The sequence below is a fragment of the Pseudomonas sp. 8209 genome (assembly GCF_028682105.1).
In the GTDB taxonomy this organism is placed as follows: Bacteria; Pseudomonadota; Gammaproteobacteria; order Pseudomonadales; family Pseudomonadaceae; genus Aquipseudomonas; species Aquipseudomonas palmensis.
In genome coordinates this window covers 179637-198041 of sequence record NZ_JANIAH010000008.1, presented here as the reverse complement: position 1 = coordinate 198041, position 18405 = coordinate 179637, and the positions used below count along the sequence as shown (strand labels likewise).

Genomic DNA, 18405 nt, shown 5'->3' with positions numbered 1-18405 from the left:
TGCAGAGTGCAACTTAATGGGTGGGGTGTCATCAGGGAAAGTGCTGGAGGTTGGGTTTTCGCGGGCAGGGAGAGGGGGCAGGTGCGTAGTTTGCCCTGGGCATCATCAGGCCAGATGCACACCTGGCGGGCGGATTGCCCCTTGCACGAACTGCGCTCGCCCTAAATAATGCGATCAATTACCATTTGCATATTTAATGGCCCCCTTATGTCCGCACTCGAGCCTTTGGCACTTCACCAGCTTTATTCCGAACACAACGGTTGGCTGAAAGGCTGGTTGCGCATGCGCCTGGGCAATTCGGCCGATGCTGCGGATCTGGCCCAGGACACCTTCGTGCGGGTCATGACGGCACGCAACGCCGCGCCGATCCGAGAGCCGCGGGGCTACCTGACTGCAATTGCGCGCTCGCTGTTGATCGACAAGTCGAGGCGACGGGCGATCGAGCAGGCGTATCTGGTGGCCCTGGCGCAGAAGCCTGAACCGGTCGAGGTATCACCTGAGGTGCGCTTGTCCATTCTCGAGATGCTGGTGGCGGTCGACAGCCTGCTGGACGGGCTGGGCAAGCGTACCCGGGAGATCTTTCTGTCGGTGCAGCTGGAAGGGCAGACCTATGTGGCGGTGGCCGAACGCCTCGGGGTCTCGGTCACCACGGTGAAGAACCATCTGGTGCGAGCCATGACCGAGTGCCTGTTGCTGGCGGACAACTGATGAGCTCGGCGCTCGATCGTCGGACCCTCGAGGCTGCTGCGACCTGGTACGTGCAGCTCAACGATGCAGGGGTGGACGAGGCTTGCACCCGGGCCTGGCAGCAATGGTTGGGGGCAGATCCTTTGCACGCCGAGGCATGGGCGCGGGTCGAGGCGTTCCAGCGGCAATGGGCAACGGTACCCGCACATGCCGCCCGGTCAGGGCTGGATGCGGCCCAGGCGCAACGCCGCGAGGTATTGAAGATCCTCGGCGTGTTGCTGGCCGTCGGGGGCAGCAGCTGGATGATCGGCAAACCGCTGGCGAACCATGGCCTGTTCGCTCAGCAGAGCACGGGCGCGCGCGAGCGTCGCTCGCTGCGGCTGGACGACGGGTCGCAGCTGGAACTCAATGCCAACACCGCGCTGGATGCGAGCTTCGACGGGCAACTTCGGCTTATCCGTCTTTACCGCGGGGAGATCCTCGTGCAAACCGCCAAGGATCCTGGGCAGCGGCCGTTTATCGTCGAGACCCAGGACGGGCGCATCCACGCGCTCGGGACGCGCTTCAGCGTGCGCCAGATGACGGACCGGACCCGCGTGGGTGTGCTGCAGTCGGCGGTCGAGCTCCGTCCTCGCCGTCACCCGGAGCGGGCAGTGCGTCTGGAGGCCGGTCAGCAGGCGGCGTTCGATCCTGATCGCGCCGATCCTGCCGGTGTCTTGGCACAGGGTTCGACCGCGTGGGTGCAGGGCATGCTGAGTGTCGACGAGTGGCGCCTCGGGGAGTTCATCGACGAGCTGGGGCGCTATCGCCCGGGCGTGCTGCGCTGCGCCGGAGCGGTTCGCGACCTGAGCATTTCCGGAGCGTTCCGTATCGACGATACAGATGCGGTCCTGGAAAACCTGACCCGGACCTTGCCGGTGAAGCTGCGTTACCTGACCCGCTACTGGGTCAGTGTCGAGGCTGTCTGAACCGTCACTGACAGAAAATACGCGGAGCACCTTGCTGATTATGATTCTCATCCGTCAATGACAGGAGCCGCGATGACAGCGGATTTCTGCCAAGACAACAGAAGGATCATTTCATGCCCCAGCTTTGCTTCTCCCCCTCGATCTCATTGCCCCGCGCAGTGCGCCTGGCGATGTTCGGCCTGACGATGGCGAGTGTGCCGGGGGTGGTGCTGATGCCTGCTGCGGCTCACGCCCAGAGCCGTATCGCCTACCACATCGGCGCAGGCCCGCTGGGTAGCGCGCTGACCCAGTTCGGCGTGCAGGCGGGTGTGACGATTTCCTTCGATCCGCGGCAGATCCACGCGCTGACCACCCCGGGCCTTGATGGTGCCTATGGGGTCGATGAGGGGCTGGCGCTGCTGCTGTCCAACAGCGGCTTGCGCGCTCAGCGCCAGGCCAATGGTGGGTATCTGCTGGTCCAGGACGGTTCCTCGGACGCGGTCGTGCTCGGCGCCACCACCGTCAACGGGCAGGGCCTGGGCGCCACGACCGAGGGCACCGGTTCGTACACCACGGGTTCGACCAACACGGCGACCAAGCTCGCCCTGAGCCTGCGGGAAACACCGCAGTCGGTGACGGTGATCACCCGCAAGAGGATGGACGACCAGAACATCCAGAGCCTGGACGACATCGCGCGCACGGCGACCGGTATCACCCTCACCAAGATCGGCACTGATCGCTCCACCTATTACTCGCGCGGCTTCGAGATCAGCGACCTGCAATATGACGGCATTCCGACCAACATCTCGGAAAACTACTCCATGGACGTCATGTCCACCTCGAACATGGCCATCTATGACCGCGTCGAGGTCGTACGCGGCGCCAACGGCCTGATGCAGGGCACGGGCAACCCGTCGGCGGCGATCAACCTGGTACGCAAACGGCCGACCCAGGACTTTCGTCTGGGCGCGGAGCTGGGGGCAGGCTCCTGGGACAACTACCGTGGCCAGGTGGATGTTTCCGGGCCACTGACCCCTACGGGCAATGTTCGCGGCCGTGCAGTGGCCTACTACAACAACGCCAACAGCTACCGCGACGGCTCCGAGCGTGACAACCAGTTGCTGTACCTGGTGGGGGAGGCGGATCTGAACGATTCCACCGTACTGACGGTGGGCGCCACTCTCCAGAAAGACAACCAGAACGGCTATGACTGGGGCGGCTTGAACACTCGTCGTGACGGCTCCTTCTATCCGCTTTCGCGTTCCACCAACCTCAACGGCAAGTGGGCCCATCTGGATCGCAACAACTACACGCTGTTCAGCGACCTCACGCACACCTTCGACAACGAGTGGAAGTTGACCCTGGCCATGAATGCGATCTGGTCGGACGCCGACTTTCTCTCCGCGTACCCGAACCGGGTAGCGGGCGACAACTATCGCATGACCGTCTCCCAGGCCGATTACGAAGACACCCAGTTCGCCCTGGACCTCTATGCTACCGGGCCCTTCGAGCTGTTCGGGCGCAAGCATCAGTTGATGCTCGGGGCCAACACGCGCAAGGACGAGTTCGACGCGGTGATCAAGAGCGCCACCAACAACCCGACGATCGACATCACCGACTTCGACTACAGTGCCCTGCCCAGCCCGATCCTCAATGCTATCGGCGCAGACTACAACTACACCCGCAAGGAGCGCGGCCTGTATGGTGCCTCGCGCTTCAGCCTGACCGATGACCTGAGCCTGATCGTCGGTACGCGGGTGAGCTGGTCGGACTACAAGGTGGCCAGCCCCTATACCAATGACCAATACCGGGAGAATGGCCGGCTGGTGCCCTATGCCGGGCTGGTGCTGGACCTGGACAAGCACCACACCTGGTATGCCAGCTACACCGAGATCTACAAGACACAGAGTTACTACGGTGTCGGCAATACCTTGCTTGACCCGATCGAAGGCGAGAATTACGAAACCGGCATCAAGGGTGAATACTTCGATGGTCGGCTGAACACCTCGCTGGCAATCTTCCAGACGAGCTTGGAGAACATGCCCGAGGCGTTGCCGGTGTCGCCCACCTGTGGTGTGACGGGGACGAGCAAGTGCTATGAAACAGGCGCAAAAGTGCGTAACCGTGGCTTCGAACTGGAGGTGTCCGGCGAGCCGTTGGAGAACTGGAATGTCAGCGCTGGCTATACCTATAGCGATCCCGAATATGTGGCGGGCGCCAGCAAGGGGTCGGACTACTACCGCAAGATCCCGCGCCGCCTGCTCAAGGTGGCAACCGACTACCGCTTGCCCGGTGTCCTCGACCACTGGCGTGTGGGCGGCGATGTCTATGCACAGAGCCGCACTGCCGCCGACGTGACCGGGTACGACATCAAGCAGGGCGGCTACACCTTGCTCAACCTGCATGCGCACTATCAGATCAACCAACAGTTCAGCGTGCAGTACAACCTCAACAACGTTCTGGACAAGGTCTACTACCAGTCCTTGCCCACTTCCAACAACTTCGGCGGCCTGTACTACGGTGATCCGCGCAATTTTGCGGTGACGCTGCGCTACCAATACTGATGCTTCAGGGGGGGGGGGGAGGGTTTTTCTGGGCATTAAAAAGCCGGCTTGTGGCCGGCTTATAGGTTGTCCAGAGAACTCCACTGATTTTATATGCGATCCCGGTAACCATTGGGTTTTACTGGGTTTTCCGTGTATGTTCGTCCACTAAAGGCCAGATGCCACCAAGGAAAGCCAGCCTCCAAAGTATGGGCTGGGGTGTGGGCTGTGAGGATGTACGTCGCGGAGGATTGATGGGGAAGCTGACGGTCAAGAAGGTGGAGCAGCTCGCCAGGGCTGGTGAGAAAGGTCTGGAGAACGATGGCAACGGCTTGTACTTCAAGGTGGGGGAGACCGGCGGTACTAGCTGGATCTACAAGTACAAGCTCAACAAGAAAACGACCGAAATGGGACTGGGCGTTTACCCGGAAGTCTCTTTGCCGGAAGCCCGCATCAAACACGCTGATGCCTGCAAGCTGCGGGCTAACGGAATCTGTCCCAAGAGCGCCCGAGATAATGAGCGTGACCGCCTGATCAGTCAGCGCCGCGCTGAGGATGCGAAGCGCGTTCTGTTCGAGCAGATGGCAAAGGAATATGCCGAGGCTCATGGCCCTGGATGGTCTGAAAAATGGCGAAGGGGCTGGCTGAGGAAGCTGGAACTGTATGCCTTCGAAGGGATTGGTGCGGTGCCAGTCGGTGAGATCGATACCGACCTGGTGCTCAAGGTTCTCCAGCCTATCTGGTCCACCAAAACGCGAACGGCAGATGAGGTGCGTGGGCAGATCGAGCTGGTTCTGGATGCTGCCAAGGCGCGCAATCTGCGCGATGGGGAAAACCCGGCTCGCTGGCGGGGCCATCTGGATAAGCTGCTGAACAAGGCCGACAAAAAGAAAGCACGGATACGAGAGCACTTCGCCGCGATGAGTTGGAAGGAAGTGCCTGCGCTCATGCACCGGCTTGCCGAGAGCGAATTCCGTGCGGCGGTCGCCGCCCGATTACTGATCTTCACCGCCGCTCGTGCGCATATGGTGCGAGAAGCTCAATGGTCGGAGTTCAACCTGGATGCAGGTATCTGGGTCTTGCCAGCGGAGCGTATGAAGATGAGAAAAGCCTTCAGCATTCCGCTGGCGCCGCAGGTTATTGAGATGTTGAAGGCGTTGCCGCGTGTTGAAGAAAGTAACTTTCTTTTTCCTGGCCGAGGAAAGAGTGGAGTCATGCACGCCAACGCAATCCGAAACCTGCTGCATGACATGAACCATGACGACATCACCCGCCACGGTTTCCGTAGCTCTTTCCGTGACTGGGCTGGAGAGAACACCAGTCATCCACGTGAGGTTTGTGAGCTGGCGCTTGCTCACGACGAGCGAGATCAGACCGAGGGGGCATACTCGCGCTCGGACCTCTTTAAAAAGAGGCGAGCGTTGATGGAGTCGTGGGCCGATTTCGTCAGCACACTCGCGCTTGGTGATGCTATCCACCTTGAAATGCAAACGAGTCGCTAAGGGCATCGCATGGAACGGGACGTGATAGCTGAGCTGCTGCTGTCGTTCGCACCAGAGGATGTGCTGGATGGGTTAAGACTCAGCCGAGAAAACGCGGCGGTGTGGATCGATGAGTTGGAGAAATGGGGTGAGTATCATCGCATCGAGGTTGGTGCCCTGGCCCTTTACTACAGCGCCCGTAAGATCCGTAAAGCACCTGAACATCGCGGCGCCATCCTCGTGGACCTGAATACTATTCACGCCCTTGTTCAGTTATCGGAAGTCGAAGGCTCTGGTGTGGTGAATGACCTCGTGGACGAGTTGAAGGCCTCTGTCCTTGCGAAGCAGCGAGCAACGGTTGAAAGGAACCGCGAGAAGATCGAAAAGCCGACCTGGTACGAAGAGGCAATTGCTCTCAAGGAGCAGGGACTTGTCACGTCGGTGATCGCCAGGCGGTTGGAGAAATCACCGTCCCAAGTGAGGCGGGTTTTGAACAAGGCAAAAAAATAAACGCGCGCATTACCTTAATGTGCGCGTTTTCATGCGTAGCTTCCCTTGCCACGAGTCCATTGACCGCCATAGAGGCGTAAGGGTTGGAAATGAAGCGGGGCAAGCAAGAAACCCAGGTGGTTCAGCAGCGGAGCGTTCGTCGGATCATGCGGCTCAAGGAGACGGAGCAGATGTGTGGATTTCGGCGTAGCCATATCTATGCGCTGATGAAGCAGGGGAAGTTTCCGCAGCGGAAGCAAATCGGACGGCGTGCTGTGGGTTGGGACTCCGTCGAAATCGAGCAATGGGTGGCAGACCAGCTTGATTCGAAGTCTTGAATGACACAGAGCAGTGAGGCGGGAGCAGACTCAAAAGCAGTGCCGACTAGGCGCTGCTTTGTTGTTTGGTGCCTCACTTTTCTCTGGGAAACATTACGATTTCTGCCCCTTTTTGGGCCAAGTTTCACCTGTTTCAAGGTGCAGAGAGTATCGGCTTGGGTACGTTCCAGCACCCACTGAATGACGGCCCCTGCAAGCCTAATGACCGAAGTGCATCGTGGCGGGCGAACCTGAAGGTCAACGGGTCGCGAAAAACCGCTAGCGCTTTCTGCGGGCCGGATGTTACGACAGGCAGGTCATAGGTCATGGTCGCTTTACTTGCTGCTCGAGTTCATATGCACCCGGAACGCCTAGTCCAATGAGACGGCCTATGAGCGCATCGATACGACGCCGCATAGGATGCTTCCATTCACAAAGCGATGGCTGTTCGGCAATAGCTGCGACGAACCACTCAACGATCTTTCGTCCAATCCCCAGCTCTATCCACATCCCTGTATCGGTGGGCAGACGGTCCAGCCATGACTCCGCTGCAAATAAAACAAGATCGAGATGGCGCGCCCTGTACGCCACTGACAGTGTGTTCATCGTGCAGAGCGCAACGAAAGGAGTAGGCCCCCCTGTCAGCAATGGTCGAAGCGTATCGAGAATAGGATCGATACGGTCGAACACAGCGGGCACCAAGTAGCTACGAGTGCCGCTGAACGGACTGTGGGTATTCATGAGCAGCTTGGCGATCATGCCGCCAGTGTCGATATCTGCGGAGAGATCTCCAGGCCTCAGAGTACGGAGCCAGCGGCGCAGAGTTATCGTCCGGTTGACCAGCCGCTCGCGTAGCTCTAGTGGCCTGATGTGTGACCGTGATGTGCTGTTGAAGTACCAGACATCCACCGCGTGAATCAATACTTCCGATACGTCGCTGAAAGAGCGATCGGGGAGTTGTTCGACCAGCTTAAGCAAGTCGTCGAATCGACTGGCGTCCGCCTCCATCAGTTGGTGCGCTACTAATATGTAAAACTGCTCGTTCCACTCCGTGGGTGCACGATCGATCTCTGCTTCGAGCGGTTGGCCACATCCGTTCATCTTGGCCGACCAATTGGAATAGGCCAGAACAAGCTCCGCATACCAAGCAGGCAACTTCCGATCTGTTAGGAGGCTGAGCCAGAGCCCCGCAGCCTGGCTATCAACATGAACGCTTGCCATAGGCTCAGGATGTGGTCTGTCGAATTCTTGCTCATCCTTGACGCGGATCTTTGGTGCATGCCTGATATGCGGTTCCTCATCAGGAAACGTCGGCCATAGTGGCTCCTTACCGCCATCTAGCCACGCGATTTCCGCGACTACGGCAAGCTTGTCACCCTTGTCTTTGGTTTGCGTATACGCCTGCTTTTCTACCTCGTCCTCGTTCCAAGGACCCCACCGCCATCTGCTTGCCTTTAAAGCTACGCGCAAAACCGACTTCAGCAGCCAAGGATCTTCTTGGATGATGGAATCCAGTACCAGTGATAGCGCTGCTACGGAGCAGCAGTCTCGTCGCGCAGCGCTCTCGATTAGCAAGTTCCGGTCTACCTTCTGCCCGCATCGCTGCCAAAGGTGGATCAGAGCGAGCACGACAAGAGCTTGACGGTTGTACGCGATGGAAGCGGTAGATCTGTGCGGCAACCCTTCGTCCTGCGCTAGCGTCATCGCAACAACGTCACGCACCCAATTCTCGTAATGCCCTAGCAGTTCATCGTCCCCATCTCGGGCAACGAGCAGTGCGGTTGCAGCCAACTGAGTCGAGCGGGATTTCAGTGTATCGGTATCGAAGTCGGGAAGTTTGCCAGCCGCGAACTCTGCCGCCTCGCGTGCAAGTCTGGTAGATCCTCGTGTTACATCGTCCACCGCCAGTTGAATCTCTGCTTCAATTTCACTGGCACGCAGATGGATCTCTCGATTACGGTGCAAGTGGGCAAGATGCTCTTCCTCAGCAGCGGGGAGACGATACTGGCGCCGGCCTTCGGTTTCGATCCAGTTTTCGAGATTGAGCAGACTAAGGGCATAGACCCCCATGAAGGCAGGGTCTCCGAAGTCGGCGTGATCGCTATAAGCTCCCAGTCTTGCCACAGCTGCCTTAAGTAATCCACGCAAGCGAACGGACGCGGTGTCTTCCCCTAGGTATTTCGGCAGGCAGTTCTCAAGGACAATACGGCGCGATGGTTTGGACTGAAGGTCAGCGAGGCGCACCCTTCCGGCGGGTTCTGTTCCCACCAGGAGTCCCGTCAGTTTGTCATGTAAGGTTCTCCCCCGCTCCGTTGCAAGAAGCTCAGGGCAGCCCGCCAAAGGCACCAACAGCTCACGGCTAGCTGGCCAATGAGACAACATGATATCGACCGCAACCAGAAGGTAGGCCGCGCAACCACCGTCGGGGCCAAGAATGTCGTTGATTACGGACTCTAACGAATCGCCTGATTTGATGCGGTCATGCCCCCATGCCTCCAGGGCCATGAGAGCAGACGCAACCGAGTACTCGCTCGCCTGGTCTCTCGACCAGAAGTAGGTTCGTTCCCAAGGAAAGAACCTCGGGCCGTCAACAAAAGCAATTGTGAAGCCATCTGTTCCTGGGTTCCTGTCGCCGTAGTGGAACGTGATGGCCTCATCGACGAGCCGTCGCACGAGATCAAGGCCTACCTCAGGAGTTGCCCCAAGCAAATCGAGAAATGGGGGCTGTGCAGGCGATGGAGGTAGGTAGTCACTGTCGGCAAAACTCAGTGCACCTTCGCGACGCATTCCCGAATTTCTGCGACCAGTTTCCTCAAGCAGGCTTGCCTCGATCAGCTTCGCGAACTCCTTTGGAGCCACTGGCGCGATTGCTGCACTCAACGGACGGATATCCTTGACCTTGTAGGAGTCTTTTTCTTTGATCAATGCGCGCAAGTAGGCTTTGATCTGCTCCGGCGCATGGACGGATAAAAGTAGCGACATCATCCTTAGATCCGCGAGCATTCGCATATATTCCTGACCGAAGAAATTAGGATCTCTTCCAGGAATGGTCGCGCAAGCCTCTGGCTCATCAAGCTGTCGCAGCCAGCTAAACAACATGCCGGCTACCGAAGCGGCAGTGGTAGATCTACTCGAGAAATAAGGGAGAAGCGTCTGTACGAGCCGTACAACAGCGCCAATTGCCTGAATCGGTATTTCCTCCGAGTGCGCGACGCACCAATTCAGAAGCTTGGCAGGAGATGCGGTTGCTGCGATTCGTATCGATTTCGGAAGTGAAGCAGTCGCGACGGTCACGTCGCCGGACAACTCGCGAGCGAGGTCAGCAGGGGACACCGTTTCTACTGCTGCGATGACGGTACAGAGCTCTAGGAGCAGTTCACCATTGTTAATAAGTAACTCCGCACTGCTTCGCTGAAGAAGTGCTGCCGACAGCTCTGAGCGCATAATGGCCAGAAGCGCCTGCCTCCGCCATGAACTATGCGATCCGGCGGGAGAGAGTACTGCTAGAAGGTCAAGCCATTGATTGCCGTCCTGCGTTAACTCCAGCGACAGACGTCCAGCAAACTCGATTCCGCGCGCGATCTTAGCTGACACTGGAGCGGCGAGATCAAGTCTGCCTATCGCAGCATAGTCTTCATGCACCCGCGCGCCCACGGCCCAGTCTCGTAGCACATCATGGTAGAAGTTAAGGTGATCACGTCTGGGCTCTACCAAAGTCTGCGAACGCAGTAGATGGATCCGAGCGGGCGTGTCATCCCGGGACTCAATGACGTCGTCACCCGCGAGCGCGGCGTCTGCGAGGTCCGCAATTAGGCGCTGGGAGGCACGTCGGTCCACCATCTCTGCATGATCTGCGGTCCGCCACCAGTCATTTGCAAGCGCCGCTTCTGTGCGGATTGACGTGGATGACGGGACTTTCAATAGACGCGATAAGCGATACAGGTTTCTCGCGATAGCGGTTGCAGCATGGCCAGGTGCAAGAAGCGCTCGGAGTTCCGGAGTCTGCTCGCCTAGTATCTCGACTTCCATGTCGTCAAGTTCGCTAACGACGACGGTCTGGCTTGGTCCAAGCGCAGATAGTGCTTCGGAGGCGAGCCAGTTATCTCCGTCAATACCAAAATCCGGCCGTGCCGTTGTAACGACCAAGAACCCATTGATCGCAGCGACCTCACGTAGAAGGTCGTTGACCGTTCGGCGACGTCCTGGGGTTGTGAACATCTCAAGGCTATCGATGAGCAAAACACCACTTCCGCTGGCCGCGAGATCAGTCAGAAACTCTCCCGCAGTCGCATGTATGCCAAGCCACTGGGAATAGGCAGGCCATCCGCCTTCCGGTGTGCCTACCGGATCAAGCACCAAGACATTAGCTTCGCCAGAAATACGCTCTGCCAGTTGTCGGAGCACTGCCGACTTGCCGACACCAGGACCACCCCGTATCTCGACATAGCGATGATGGTCAAGAGCGTCATCAAGCGCTTCCGCTGCACGCTGACGTGAAAGACGCACGCCTGCCACGGTGTTGCCGATCTCGGAAATCGCTTGGCGGGACATTTCAGCCAACCTCTTCCGAGCGGCAGAAAAGTCTCTGTCTCCGGTGAAATGAAAGCCGCGATCAACGAGTACCCCTCGAAGTTCGTCGCGCGCTATCGCTGCCCCCGTCTTAGCTTTCTCAAGAGAGATCTGGATCAGATTTGCCCAAAGTGCCTCTACTAGGGCTCCATCTTCCGGTGCCAGGACATGACGAGCAATCGATAAAGCGTAGGTCCTCGTCAATGGCGCGCCCGATTCAAAATCAAACTCCATGATCAGAAACCGCCGGAGGAAACCCCAGAGAATGCTGTCGTCGTCCGGAACGCCAGCCTCAACGAGATTTGCTCGGAAAGTTTCGCCAAACCGCCTCATTTCCGATCCGGCCACCCCCTTTGCCGACAGTCGCCGAAAGAATTCGGTCCCGCTGTCCGCTGTCCGCGCCCACTGGAGCACATCTTGATACGGGCCTGAAATAGCGCGGCTCGTTCGCTGTGTAGCAACCGCTAGTTGATGCTGTGTCTCCGGTATGCCATGTCCAGAGCTTCGTGCGATCTGACTACAGACGTCCTTGAACACTGTGTCTTTAGGCGAGAACGTGATCGTGCGCTTTGACTGGATCTCCAGAAGCGTCTCTCCAGCATCGGAAAGACCATGCACAACAAGATCATCTAGGGAGTAACCAAGCTCCGTGCCCTGAAAGCGAACACGTTGAATACGCGACCCTGGCAACCCTCGTGGCTCGATGCCAGCAAGGAGTGACAAGAGGTAAAAAGCGCCAAGCTCGCCCTCGATGTACGCGCCGGCACCGCCTCGCCCAACAGGACTTGAGCCTTGGCCTAACTCATTCGCCTCTTCATTTGACATTGCTTACTGTCCCTTCGCATGAATTTATGAAGCGATTACATGTTGATTTTTTTGGGAGGAAATAAAATCAGCTTACCTATTTACTGTAAGGGCTTGTGGGGATTTTGCAATAAATTCGATGAGTAGTGCAATGTTTAGCGCTGCATTTGAAGTTCGTAGTGGAGAAATTAAAGTCAGTAGGGCTGCGTTAGCGGTTTCTTTCAAACGACTAATATGAAGATGGTTTAAGGCTTTCTGTGAGCCGTCATGTACTTTCGTCAAGTATAAGAGAAGATATGATGCATGCTCAGGTGGTTATATTTAGGGTGTTTTCGTTTGTTTTTGGGTTTCTAGGGGTGATATAGAGCACGAGCATGATGGATGCGCGCTGCTAATTGATGCATCCAAGCGATGATTTATTGAATCGCCGGAAGACTAAGGTGCTGACTAGTAGGCGTTGAATAGCTATGGCCTGGTCTTAAGCCCAGGCCATGAATGGGGCAGGTCACCCGGAAGTGTTAGAGGTAAGTGGTTGCCCAGTTCTTACCACGAACTCATTTTTTATTGGACGGGTCAAAGCTTGTTTTTCCATTGGCAACACGCCTAAACCTTCCTATTTCACTTATCTCTCTCGCTGCAAAATCGTTAAGCTTTTTTCTTGCTTCGCCGCTAGGGCGAATGTCGAGCGTCTCAAGCAGAGATAAAATTTCTTGCCTGCTAAATCTATAATCAGAGAAGTATAGTTTTAGAGTGTCAATGTCCATTTCCATTAGCTCTTCGGGGGACTTGTAAAGCTCCTTCCGTTTTAGCTCAATGGCCATTTCAATTGCTTCTGATCGCCGAGTTTTGCTGGTTTGTGGAGGCTTATCACCTGGTGTCAGGTCTAGAATTTCAGATATAGTCAGGTCGCTTTTGTCCAAGCCAGCTTTGGCCCCTTCGACCCCGAGCCAGGAAATTAACTGAGCAAGATTAATCATGGGCACGTCCGCATAAATTCAACTGTTAGTTCGCGAAATTGCTGAGCTTGCTTCGCTGCATTAGCTCCGCCGACATCGTAAACGGCTTGCCTGTTAGCAGCCGCCATCCTTAGGCCGTCACCTTCGGTAACGTAGTTTTCAAATACTGGTCCTGATCTACGTAATAGATTATATTCGGAGTGTTCGGTGTATTTCAGGACCTCTGCGTATTCTCTTGCCATCATACCGATGGCGCCGGAAAAGATGGTGTTTTGATAGTTGTCCTCTATGTTAAGAGCTCCTCGGATCATAGCTATGTCAGAGTTGACATTTGAAATTTCTGCCATGACTGAGGCAACTCCGATAGCTGACTGTCTATCAAGCTTTACCGGTGATACACAATAGTGAGACGCATAAATTATTGACTTTAGAACATCTGATATTTCAGGGTGTGAATCTATCAGTATGTAGTCATATTGTTCGTATAAAGGGCGCAAAACCAAATCTATAGTCTTCATGTGCGCAAGGAGGGAGAAGTTATTCTCTCGGATGTTATTTGTGCTTGGTAACTTGTTAATGGAGACTGTGGATAGGCGGGAATCTGCAGGGACTACGTCCAAGCCTGGTCTAAAGTTAGAGATTTCAATATCGGAAGTTTGAGTCGTGGCGCTATAAAGTTGCTGAAATTTTTGGTAGAGAGTGGAGCCAGTTGGGCTTACAATCCCAAAATTCTCAATCAGTGAGGGAAAGAATCTACCTGAAATTCCACCGCGCTGATAATCAGCATCTATCACCAATACTCTTTTTCCATGATATCGATTTAAAGCAACCGCAACATGGTAGCAGGAGGTGGTTTTCCCTACACCTCCCTTCTCGCTAATAAAACCAACAACCGTTGCCATGCAAATCTCCTGGGTCTACGTGCCGTCACTCAAAGATTAACAGCCGGCTAAACCGCCGGCGTTCCTTGTCAACGGCTATTTTTGCACACAGTCGTGTGAAGCACCAATGACAGGATGACCATGGCTTACAGATCTTATCCTAGCGTCTAGCCTCAGCGTCTCGCTGAAATGCCCGGCCCGTGGGAGAGGATTGTCATATCTGTTCCTCGGTCGATTGCTGCCGATCCAGATCGCACGTGGTCGCAAAATAGGCTACTCACGGGGAGCGCTTTGATAATGCTGGATGGCTATCGATTCGAATCGGTTGGCAAGGAGATGACTATGTGAAAGTGGCCTAGGTGGGGGATTCGGTACTGATCTCCTGGATTGCGTTACATAAGTGTATGAATCGCTTGCCTTTCGCGGTTGGTGATCCGCGCGTTGCCTCGCTCGATGCGTCGCAGCCACTCAGATCCTGAGATTTTATCCCCGCGTTTAATCAGGTGCCCATATCGATCAACCATCTCTTTGAGCGACTCAACCATTTCGGGATAGCACGGACCACCGTCGAATCTAACGCTGAGCCAGCCCAAGCGCGAGCGGCTGATCCAAAAATCGCAAGCGTTTCGCCGTCCAGATACGTCCCCCTGACCATTTCCCTGTTGAGCACCCATTCGTTTTCCGTCCTAGGAGACCACGCCGGTTGACGAAATTGCACCTAAAGCAATCCGCCGCTCAGCAAATGTTCTCACAAGGAAAAATTATGTGCGAAAGTTTTTCCTCTGTAACTTTGCCCTGCTGGAAACCCGTCCACAGAATCGCTTGATGAATATCGGCACAGCTATACGCAAGGTTCGACTGGAAAAGGGGCTCACTCTAGAGACGGTTGCTCTGGAGGCGGGGACTTACGCGGGCAACCTGTCCAAGATCGAAAGATCGCAGCAACTGCCGTCCCTAGAGCTGCTGCACAAGCTCAGCCATGCGCTGGGCACGAAGACTTCCGAGCTGTACGCTGTAGCGGAATCTGACTCGGAAAGTGGCGAAGAGGCTGCATCAGATCAGAGCAACGAGGTGATTTTAGTGCGCCGGAACTTCCAAGCGCTCACCCCCAAGAACCGCAGGCTCGCCATCGAGTTTCTGAAGCTGCTGGGGCAGTCACAGAATGAAGCCTGACGAATCCTCATTTATCCCCACGCTTTCCACTCCAAGCCTACAGAGCGGCTATAGAGAGCTTTGTGGTGGTGATCCAGCTCAACTGGTCGCTGCTGGTAGCGAAGGAATGCAGATTGCCGCCAACGTATGGGCCAAAGTATGGGCTGGCGGTGGTGGTCTAGGCGGGAGCCCCGTAAATCAAGGGCTGTAGAAATTAAAAAGCCGGCTTGTGGCCGGCTTCTCGGGGACAGTCTTGGCTGACTTTTGGTAAGCCGCAACCGCCTTCAAATCGTGATCCGGCGCTGGGGCCGGGGGTGGCGGGGGCAGTGTGTGCCGCGCCACGCCCTCAGGATGCAAGGCTGCAACCGGGGCTTGAGTGCGGCACAGCATACTGGGAATGGATCGCAATGCCCAGCAAAAAAACCGCTGCAACCGCTTTAGCGCGGGCGATCATCCCGCAGGTGAGCCCACCAGAACACCCACCCCAGTACCTCCAGACCCTGGTTGCGGATTTGCGACAGGCTGTAGGTTTCGCTCGGAAATTCGTCACCGTCATGGCTGTGCAGACGCAATGCGCCATTGGCCCGTTCGCTCAAGGTGTGCACGCGCAAGCGCCCGTTGTGCAGCAGCGCGTATATCTCGCCCTCGATCACGCGGGTCAGGCTGCGGTCTATCGCCAAGGTCGCGCCGTACTGCAGCAAGGGGTTCATGTTGTAGTCGGGCATGCTCACGCAAAGCGCCTGCGCAGCATCGACCCCGAGGTTGTCCAGCGCACAGCGCGGCAAACGCAGGTGGCGGCCAGGGATTTCGGCAAACTGCCGGGGCTGCGCATGGTAGAAGGGCAGCAGCACGTCCTGCTCGCCATGCGCGGCGAACAGGCTGTGGTCCGGGGCCTGCTGCTCCTGCTCGCCACGGTTGCGGCTGACCCGCGGCAGCGGGTTGTGGTGCTTGGGGCCCTCGCCGGTGCGTAGCCAGCGAGGGCGTACGCACAGCAGCTCGGCAATCTCGTCCAGACGCGCCATGGGCACGCCGCGCTGGAACCAGTTGTTCACATGCTGCGGCGTCACCCCGCGCTGAGCGGCAAAGTCGGAAGCGGTCAGGTTGCACTCGCGCAGGAGCGCTTTCAAACGATCACCAGATGTATTCATGGTGATTGAGTTTAGTGAGGGAAAAGAAGGGTTTATATAAACATTGGGTTGAAGTGTTTCGCGGGCAAAAGCGGGGGTATTACAGGGGGTTCTGTTGGTGTTGTAGGAATAATCGGACGCTGTTGGTTCAAGCAGCGAGCCGCAGATGCAAAAAAGCCCCGCAATCGCGGGGCTTTTCCTCAAGCGCAGTGCTTAGCCCTTGTAGGCTGCCACCGACTTGGTGATCTCGGCACGGGCCGCTTCTGCGTCACCCCAGCCGTCGATCTTGACCCACTTGCCTTTCTCCAGATCCTTGTAGTTCTCGAAGAAGTGCTTGATCTGCTCCAGCAGCAGTGCCGGCAGGTCGGTGTACTCTTTGACGTCGACGTACAGCTGCGACAGCTTGTCGTGCGGTACGGCGATGACCTTGGCGTCGCCGCCGCCGTCGTCGGTCATGTGCAGGATACCGACCGGGCGAGCACGGATCACCGAACCTGGGGCTACCGGGTACGGGGTCACCACCAGCACGTCCAGCGGATCACCGTCGTCAGCCAGGGTGTTGGGGATGAAGCCGTAGTTGGCCGGGTAGAACATCGGGGTGGCCATGAAGCGGTCCACGAACAGGCAATCGCTGTCCTTGTCGATCTCGTACTTGATCGGTGCGTGGTTGGCTGGAATCTCGATGGCGACGTAGATGTCGTTCGGCAGGTCTTTGCCAGCCGGAATCTTGCTGTAGCTCATTGGGCATTGCCCCCATGTTTGGCCAAAAATTGGTCGCGATTATAGGCACATTCCGTAACGCTTGCCACGCCCGGCCAGATGCCCGGCCTGGTCAATTAGTCGTGTGCTGGTAGTGCGGATGGCTACGTTGCAGCTGTTGCAGGCGGGCCAGCGGATCCTGGCGGTAGAACGCGCTCAGTTGCGCGTAAACCGCGGGGTAGGCCTGCATCAGCAGGTCCGGGGCACTGAAGAAGTACTCGCTGGTCACGGCGAAGAATTCGGCCGGGTTTTCCGCTGCGTAGGGGTCGATGGCCGTTTCGGCATCGGGGTTGCGGTCAAGCTGGCGGTTGAGATCGTCGTAGGCCTGCTGCATGGCCTGCGCCCAGTCCGCCACGCGCATGCTGTCATGCAGCGGCGGCAGGCCATTGGCATCGCCGTTGAGCATGTCGAGCTTGTGCGCCAGTTCGTGAATCACCAGGTTGTAGCCTTCCCAGCCACCGCTGGCCAGCACCCCGGGCCAGGCCAGGATCACCGGGCCCTGCTGCCAGGCCTCGCCACTGTGTTCGCCGTCCCATTCATGCTCCACACCGCTGGCATCACGATGTCGCTGGGGGCTGACGAAGTCATCGGGGTAGAGCACGATTTCATGGAAGCCCTGGTACCAGTTCAGATCGCCCAGGTGCAGCAGCGGCAGTTGCGCCTGGGCCGCCAGGTGCAGGCGCTGCTCGGCATCGGCGTCGACGCCGGGCAGGGTGGTGAGGTGCTTTTGCTGCAGGAACAGGATGCAGGCTTCACGCAGCCAGTGATCTTCTTCGTCGCTGATGCCGTCGAGCATCGGCAGGCCCTCGCGTACCCGCTGCCACTGCTGCGGCTCGATCGGGTAGCGGGCCAGGGTACGACGGCGCCGCCAGGCGCTCAGGCTCCACATGTGCGCGGGTTACTGGGCCTTGGCCTGGCCACGGCCCATGCGGCTGCGCACCAGGCCGATGATCATCGGCACCAGCGACAGCAGGATGATCGCCACGATCATCAGCGACAGGTTGGACTTGATGAACGGCACGTTGCCGAAGAAGTAGCCCAGCGTCACCAGGCCGCACACCCACAGGATGGTGCCGGCGACGCTGAACATCAGAAAACGCGGATAGACCATTTTTGCCAGGCCCGCGACGAAAGGCGCGAAGGTGCGCAGGATCGGCAGGAAGCGCGCCAGGGTGACGGTCTTGCCGCCATGGCGTTCGTAGAAGTCGTGGGTCTGCTGCAGGTAGTCGCGGCGGAAGATCTTCGAGTCGGGGTTGCGGAACAGGCGTTCCCCGGCCGTTCGCCCGATCACGTAGTTGGTGCTGTCGCCCAGGATGGCTGCCGCCATCAGCAGGCCGCACAGCAGTACCGGGTCCATGCCGCCGCCGGCGGCCACGGCACCGGCGATGAACAGCAGCGAATCGCCCGGCAGGAACGGCATGACGACCAGGCCGGTCTCGCAGAAGATCACCAGGAACAGGATGGCGTAGATCCACGGACCGTAATTGTTGACCAGCAAATCGAGGTAGGTATCGAGATGCAGAATGAGGTCCAGCGGGTTGAAATCCATGTACGGCACCTTGTTCAAGACCCGGCTCTACGGGCATGCGAGGACTGGCAGTGCGAAGTGTGTAGCCGTTACCCGGGGTAAGGGTAAAATTTCACACAAATTGAAAGGCCGCATTATACGGGCATGGCGTGATTATGGCGGAGC

Annotated in this window: 14 protein-coding genes; 7 read left to right on the top strand and 7 right to left on the bottom strand. The window is 57.3% G+C overall.

Annotated elements, in window-relative coordinates; translation table 11 throughout:
* Nucleotides 1-207: 207 nt before the first annotated feature.
* The 6 genes from NP552_RS18845 (at nt 208) to NP552_RS18820 (ending at nt 6485) form a co-directional block, all read left to right on the top strand.
* The gene (locus NP552_RS18845) at nt 208-708 is read left to right on the top strand and encodes a sigma-70 family RNA polymerase sigma factor (protein ID WP_043863930.1); all 501 of its coding nucleotides are present in this window, start codon (nt 208-210) and stop codon (nt 706-708) included.
* Nucleotides 708-1655, top strand: coding sequence for a FecR domain-containing protein (locus NP552_RS18840; protein ID WP_274097041.1), 948 nt, complete (start codon nt 708-710; stop codon nt 1653-1655). The genes NP552_RS18845 and NP552_RS18840 overlap by 1 nt, the downstream gene beginning before the upstream one ends.
* Nucleotides 1656-1768: 113 nt before the next feature.
* The gene (locus tag NP552_RS18835) at nt 1769-4198 is read left to right on the top strand and encodes a TonB-dependent siderophore receptor (RefSeq protein WP_058541902.1); all 2430 of its coding nucleotides are present in this window, start codon (nt 1769-1771) and stop codon (nt 4196-4198) included.
* Nucleotides 4199-4431: 233 nt separating this feature from the next.
* Nucleotides 4432-5679, top strand: a complete 1248-nt coding sequence (locus NP552_RS18830) for a tyrosine-type recombinase/integrase (RefSeq protein ID WP_274097040.1) — start codon at nt 4432-4434, stop codon at nt 5677-5679.
* 9 nt (nt 5680-5688) lie between these two features.
* On the top strand, nt 5689-6168 hold the full coding sequence (locus NP552_RS18825; protein ID WP_123753505.1) for a hypothetical protein: 480 nt from the start codon (nt 5689-5691) through the stop codon (nt 6166-6168).
* Between the two features lie 89 nt (nt 6169-6257).
* Nucleotides 6258-6485 carry an AlpA family transcriptional regulator gene (locus NP552_RS18820; protein ID WP_260328987.1) on the top strand — a complete coding sequence of 76 codons (228 nt, stop codon included), beginning with the start codon at nt 6258-6260 and terminating at the stop codon, nt 6483-6485.
* Between the two features lie 303 nt (nt 6486-6788).
* On the opposite strand, the gene NP552_RS18815 is transcribed toward NP552_RS18820, so the two are convergent.
* The 3 genes from NP552_RS18815 to NP552_RS18805 form a co-directional block, all read right to left on the bottom strand.
* A complete protein-coding gene (locus tag NP552_RS18815; RefSeq protein WP_274097039.1) occupies nt 6789-11858 on the bottom strand; it encodes a hypothetical protein in 5070 nt (1689 codons plus the stop codon).
* A 533-nt stretch (nt 11859-12391) separates the two neighbouring features.
* A complete protein-coding gene (locus NP552_RS18810; protein ID WP_274097038.1) occupies nt 12392-12814 on the bottom strand; it encodes a hypothetical protein in 423 nt (140 codons plus the stop codon).
* Nucleotides 12811-13695, bottom strand: coding sequence for a ParA family protein (locus tag NP552_RS18805; protein ID WP_274097037.1), 885 nt, complete (start codon nt 13693-13695; stop codon nt 12811-12813). The genes NP552_RS18810 and NP552_RS18805 overlap by 4 nt, the downstream gene beginning before the upstream one ends.
* A 744-nt stretch (nt 13696-14439) precedes the next feature.
* Between NP552_RS18805 and NP552_RS18800 the strand changes: the two genes are divergently transcribed.
* Nucleotides 14440-14847, top strand: a complete 408-nt coding sequence (locus tag NP552_RS18800; protein WP_274097036.1) for a helix-turn-helix domain-containing protein — start codon at nt 14440-14442, stop codon at nt 14845-14847.
* Nucleotides 14848-15263: 416 nt separating this feature from the next.
* Here NP552_RS18800 and NP552_RS18795 read toward each other — a convergent pair whose 3' ends face one another.
* From NP552_RS18795 to NP552_RS18780, 4 genes are all read right to left on the bottom strand, one after another.
* Nucleotides 15264-15974 carry a LexA family transcriptional regulator gene (locus NP552_RS18795; protein ID WP_043863927.1) on the bottom strand — a complete coding sequence of 237 codons (711 nt, stop codon included), beginning with the start codon at nt 15972-15974 and terminating at the stop codon, nt 15264-15266.
* Nucleotides 15975-16166: 192 nt separating this feature from the next.
* Nucleotides 16167-16694, bottom strand: a complete 528-nt coding sequence (gene ppa, locus NP552_RS18790; protein ID WP_043863926.1) for an inorganic diphosphatase — start codon at nt 16692-16694, stop codon at nt 16167-16169.
* Nucleotides 16695-16785: 91 nt separating this feature from the next.
* Nucleotides 16786-17601: a zinc-dependent peptidase gene (locus NP552_RS18785; RefSeq protein WP_043863925.1), complete on the bottom strand. Its 816-nt coding sequence runs from the start codon at nt 17599-17601 to the stop codon at nt 16786-16788.
* A gap of 9 nt (nt 17602-17610) precedes the next feature.
* Nucleotides 17611-18261, bottom strand: a complete 651-nt coding sequence (locus tag NP552_RS18780) for a DedA family protein (protein ID WP_043863945.1) — start codon at nt 18259-18261, stop codon at nt 17611-17613.
* Between the last annotated feature and the right edge of the window lie 144 nt (nt 18262-18405).

Excerpts from the sequence above, each read along its gene's own strand:
- NP552_RS18830 (WP_274097040.1), top strand. The coding sequence starts at position 4,432 with ATGGGGAAGCTGACGGTCAAGAAGGTGGAGCAGCTCGCCAGGGCTGGT.
- NP552_RS18780 (WP_043863945.1), bottom strand. The coding sequence starts at position 18,261 with ATGGATTTCAACCCGCTGGACCTCATTCTGCATCTCGATACCTACCTC.
- NP552_RS18795 (WP_043863927.1), bottom strand. The coding sequence starts at position 15,974 with ATGAATACATCTGGTGATCGTTTGAAAGCGCTCCTGCGCGAGTGCAAC.
- ppa (WP_043863926.1), bottom strand. The coding sequence starts at position 16,694 with ATGAGCTACAGCAAGATTCCGGCTGGCAAAGACCTGCCGAACGACATC.
- NP552_RS18820 (WP_260328987.1), top strand. The coding sequence starts at position 6,258 with ATGAAGCGGGGCAAGCAAGAAACCCAGGTGGTTCAGCAGCGGAGCGTT.
- NP552_RS18845 (WP_043863930.1), top strand. The coding sequence starts at position 208 with ATGTCCGCACTCGAGCCTTTGGCACTTCACCAGCTTTATTCCGAACAC.
- NP552_RS18840 (WP_274097041.1), top strand. The coding sequence starts at position 708 with ATGAGCTCGGCGCTCGATCGTCGGACCCTCGAGGCTGCTGCGACCTGG.
- NP552_RS18785 (WP_043863925.1), bottom strand. The coding sequence starts at position 17,601 with ATGTGGAGCCTGAGCGCCTGGCGGCGCCGTCGTACCCTGGCCCGCTAC.
- NP552_RS18815 (WP_274097039.1), bottom strand. The coding sequence starts at position 11,858 with ATGTCAAATGAAGAGGCGAATGAGTTAGGCCAAGGCTCAAGTCCTGTT.
- NP552_RS18805 (WP_274097037.1), bottom strand. The coding sequence starts at position 13,695 with ATGGCAACGGTTGTTGGTTTTATTAGCGAGAAGGGAGGTGTAGGGAAA.
- NP552_RS18825 (WP_123753505.1), top strand. The coding sequence starts at position 5,689 with ATGGAACGGGACGTGATAGCTGAGCTGCTGCTGTCGTTCGCACCAGAG.
- NP552_RS18835 (WP_058541902.1), top strand. The coding sequence starts at position 1,769 with ATGCCCCAGCTTTGCTTCTCCCCCTCGATCTCATTGCCCCGCGCAGTG.
- NP552_RS18810 (WP_274097038.1), bottom strand. The coding sequence starts at position 12,814 with ATGATTAATCTTGCTCAGTTAATTTCCTGGCTCGGGGTCGAAGGGGCC.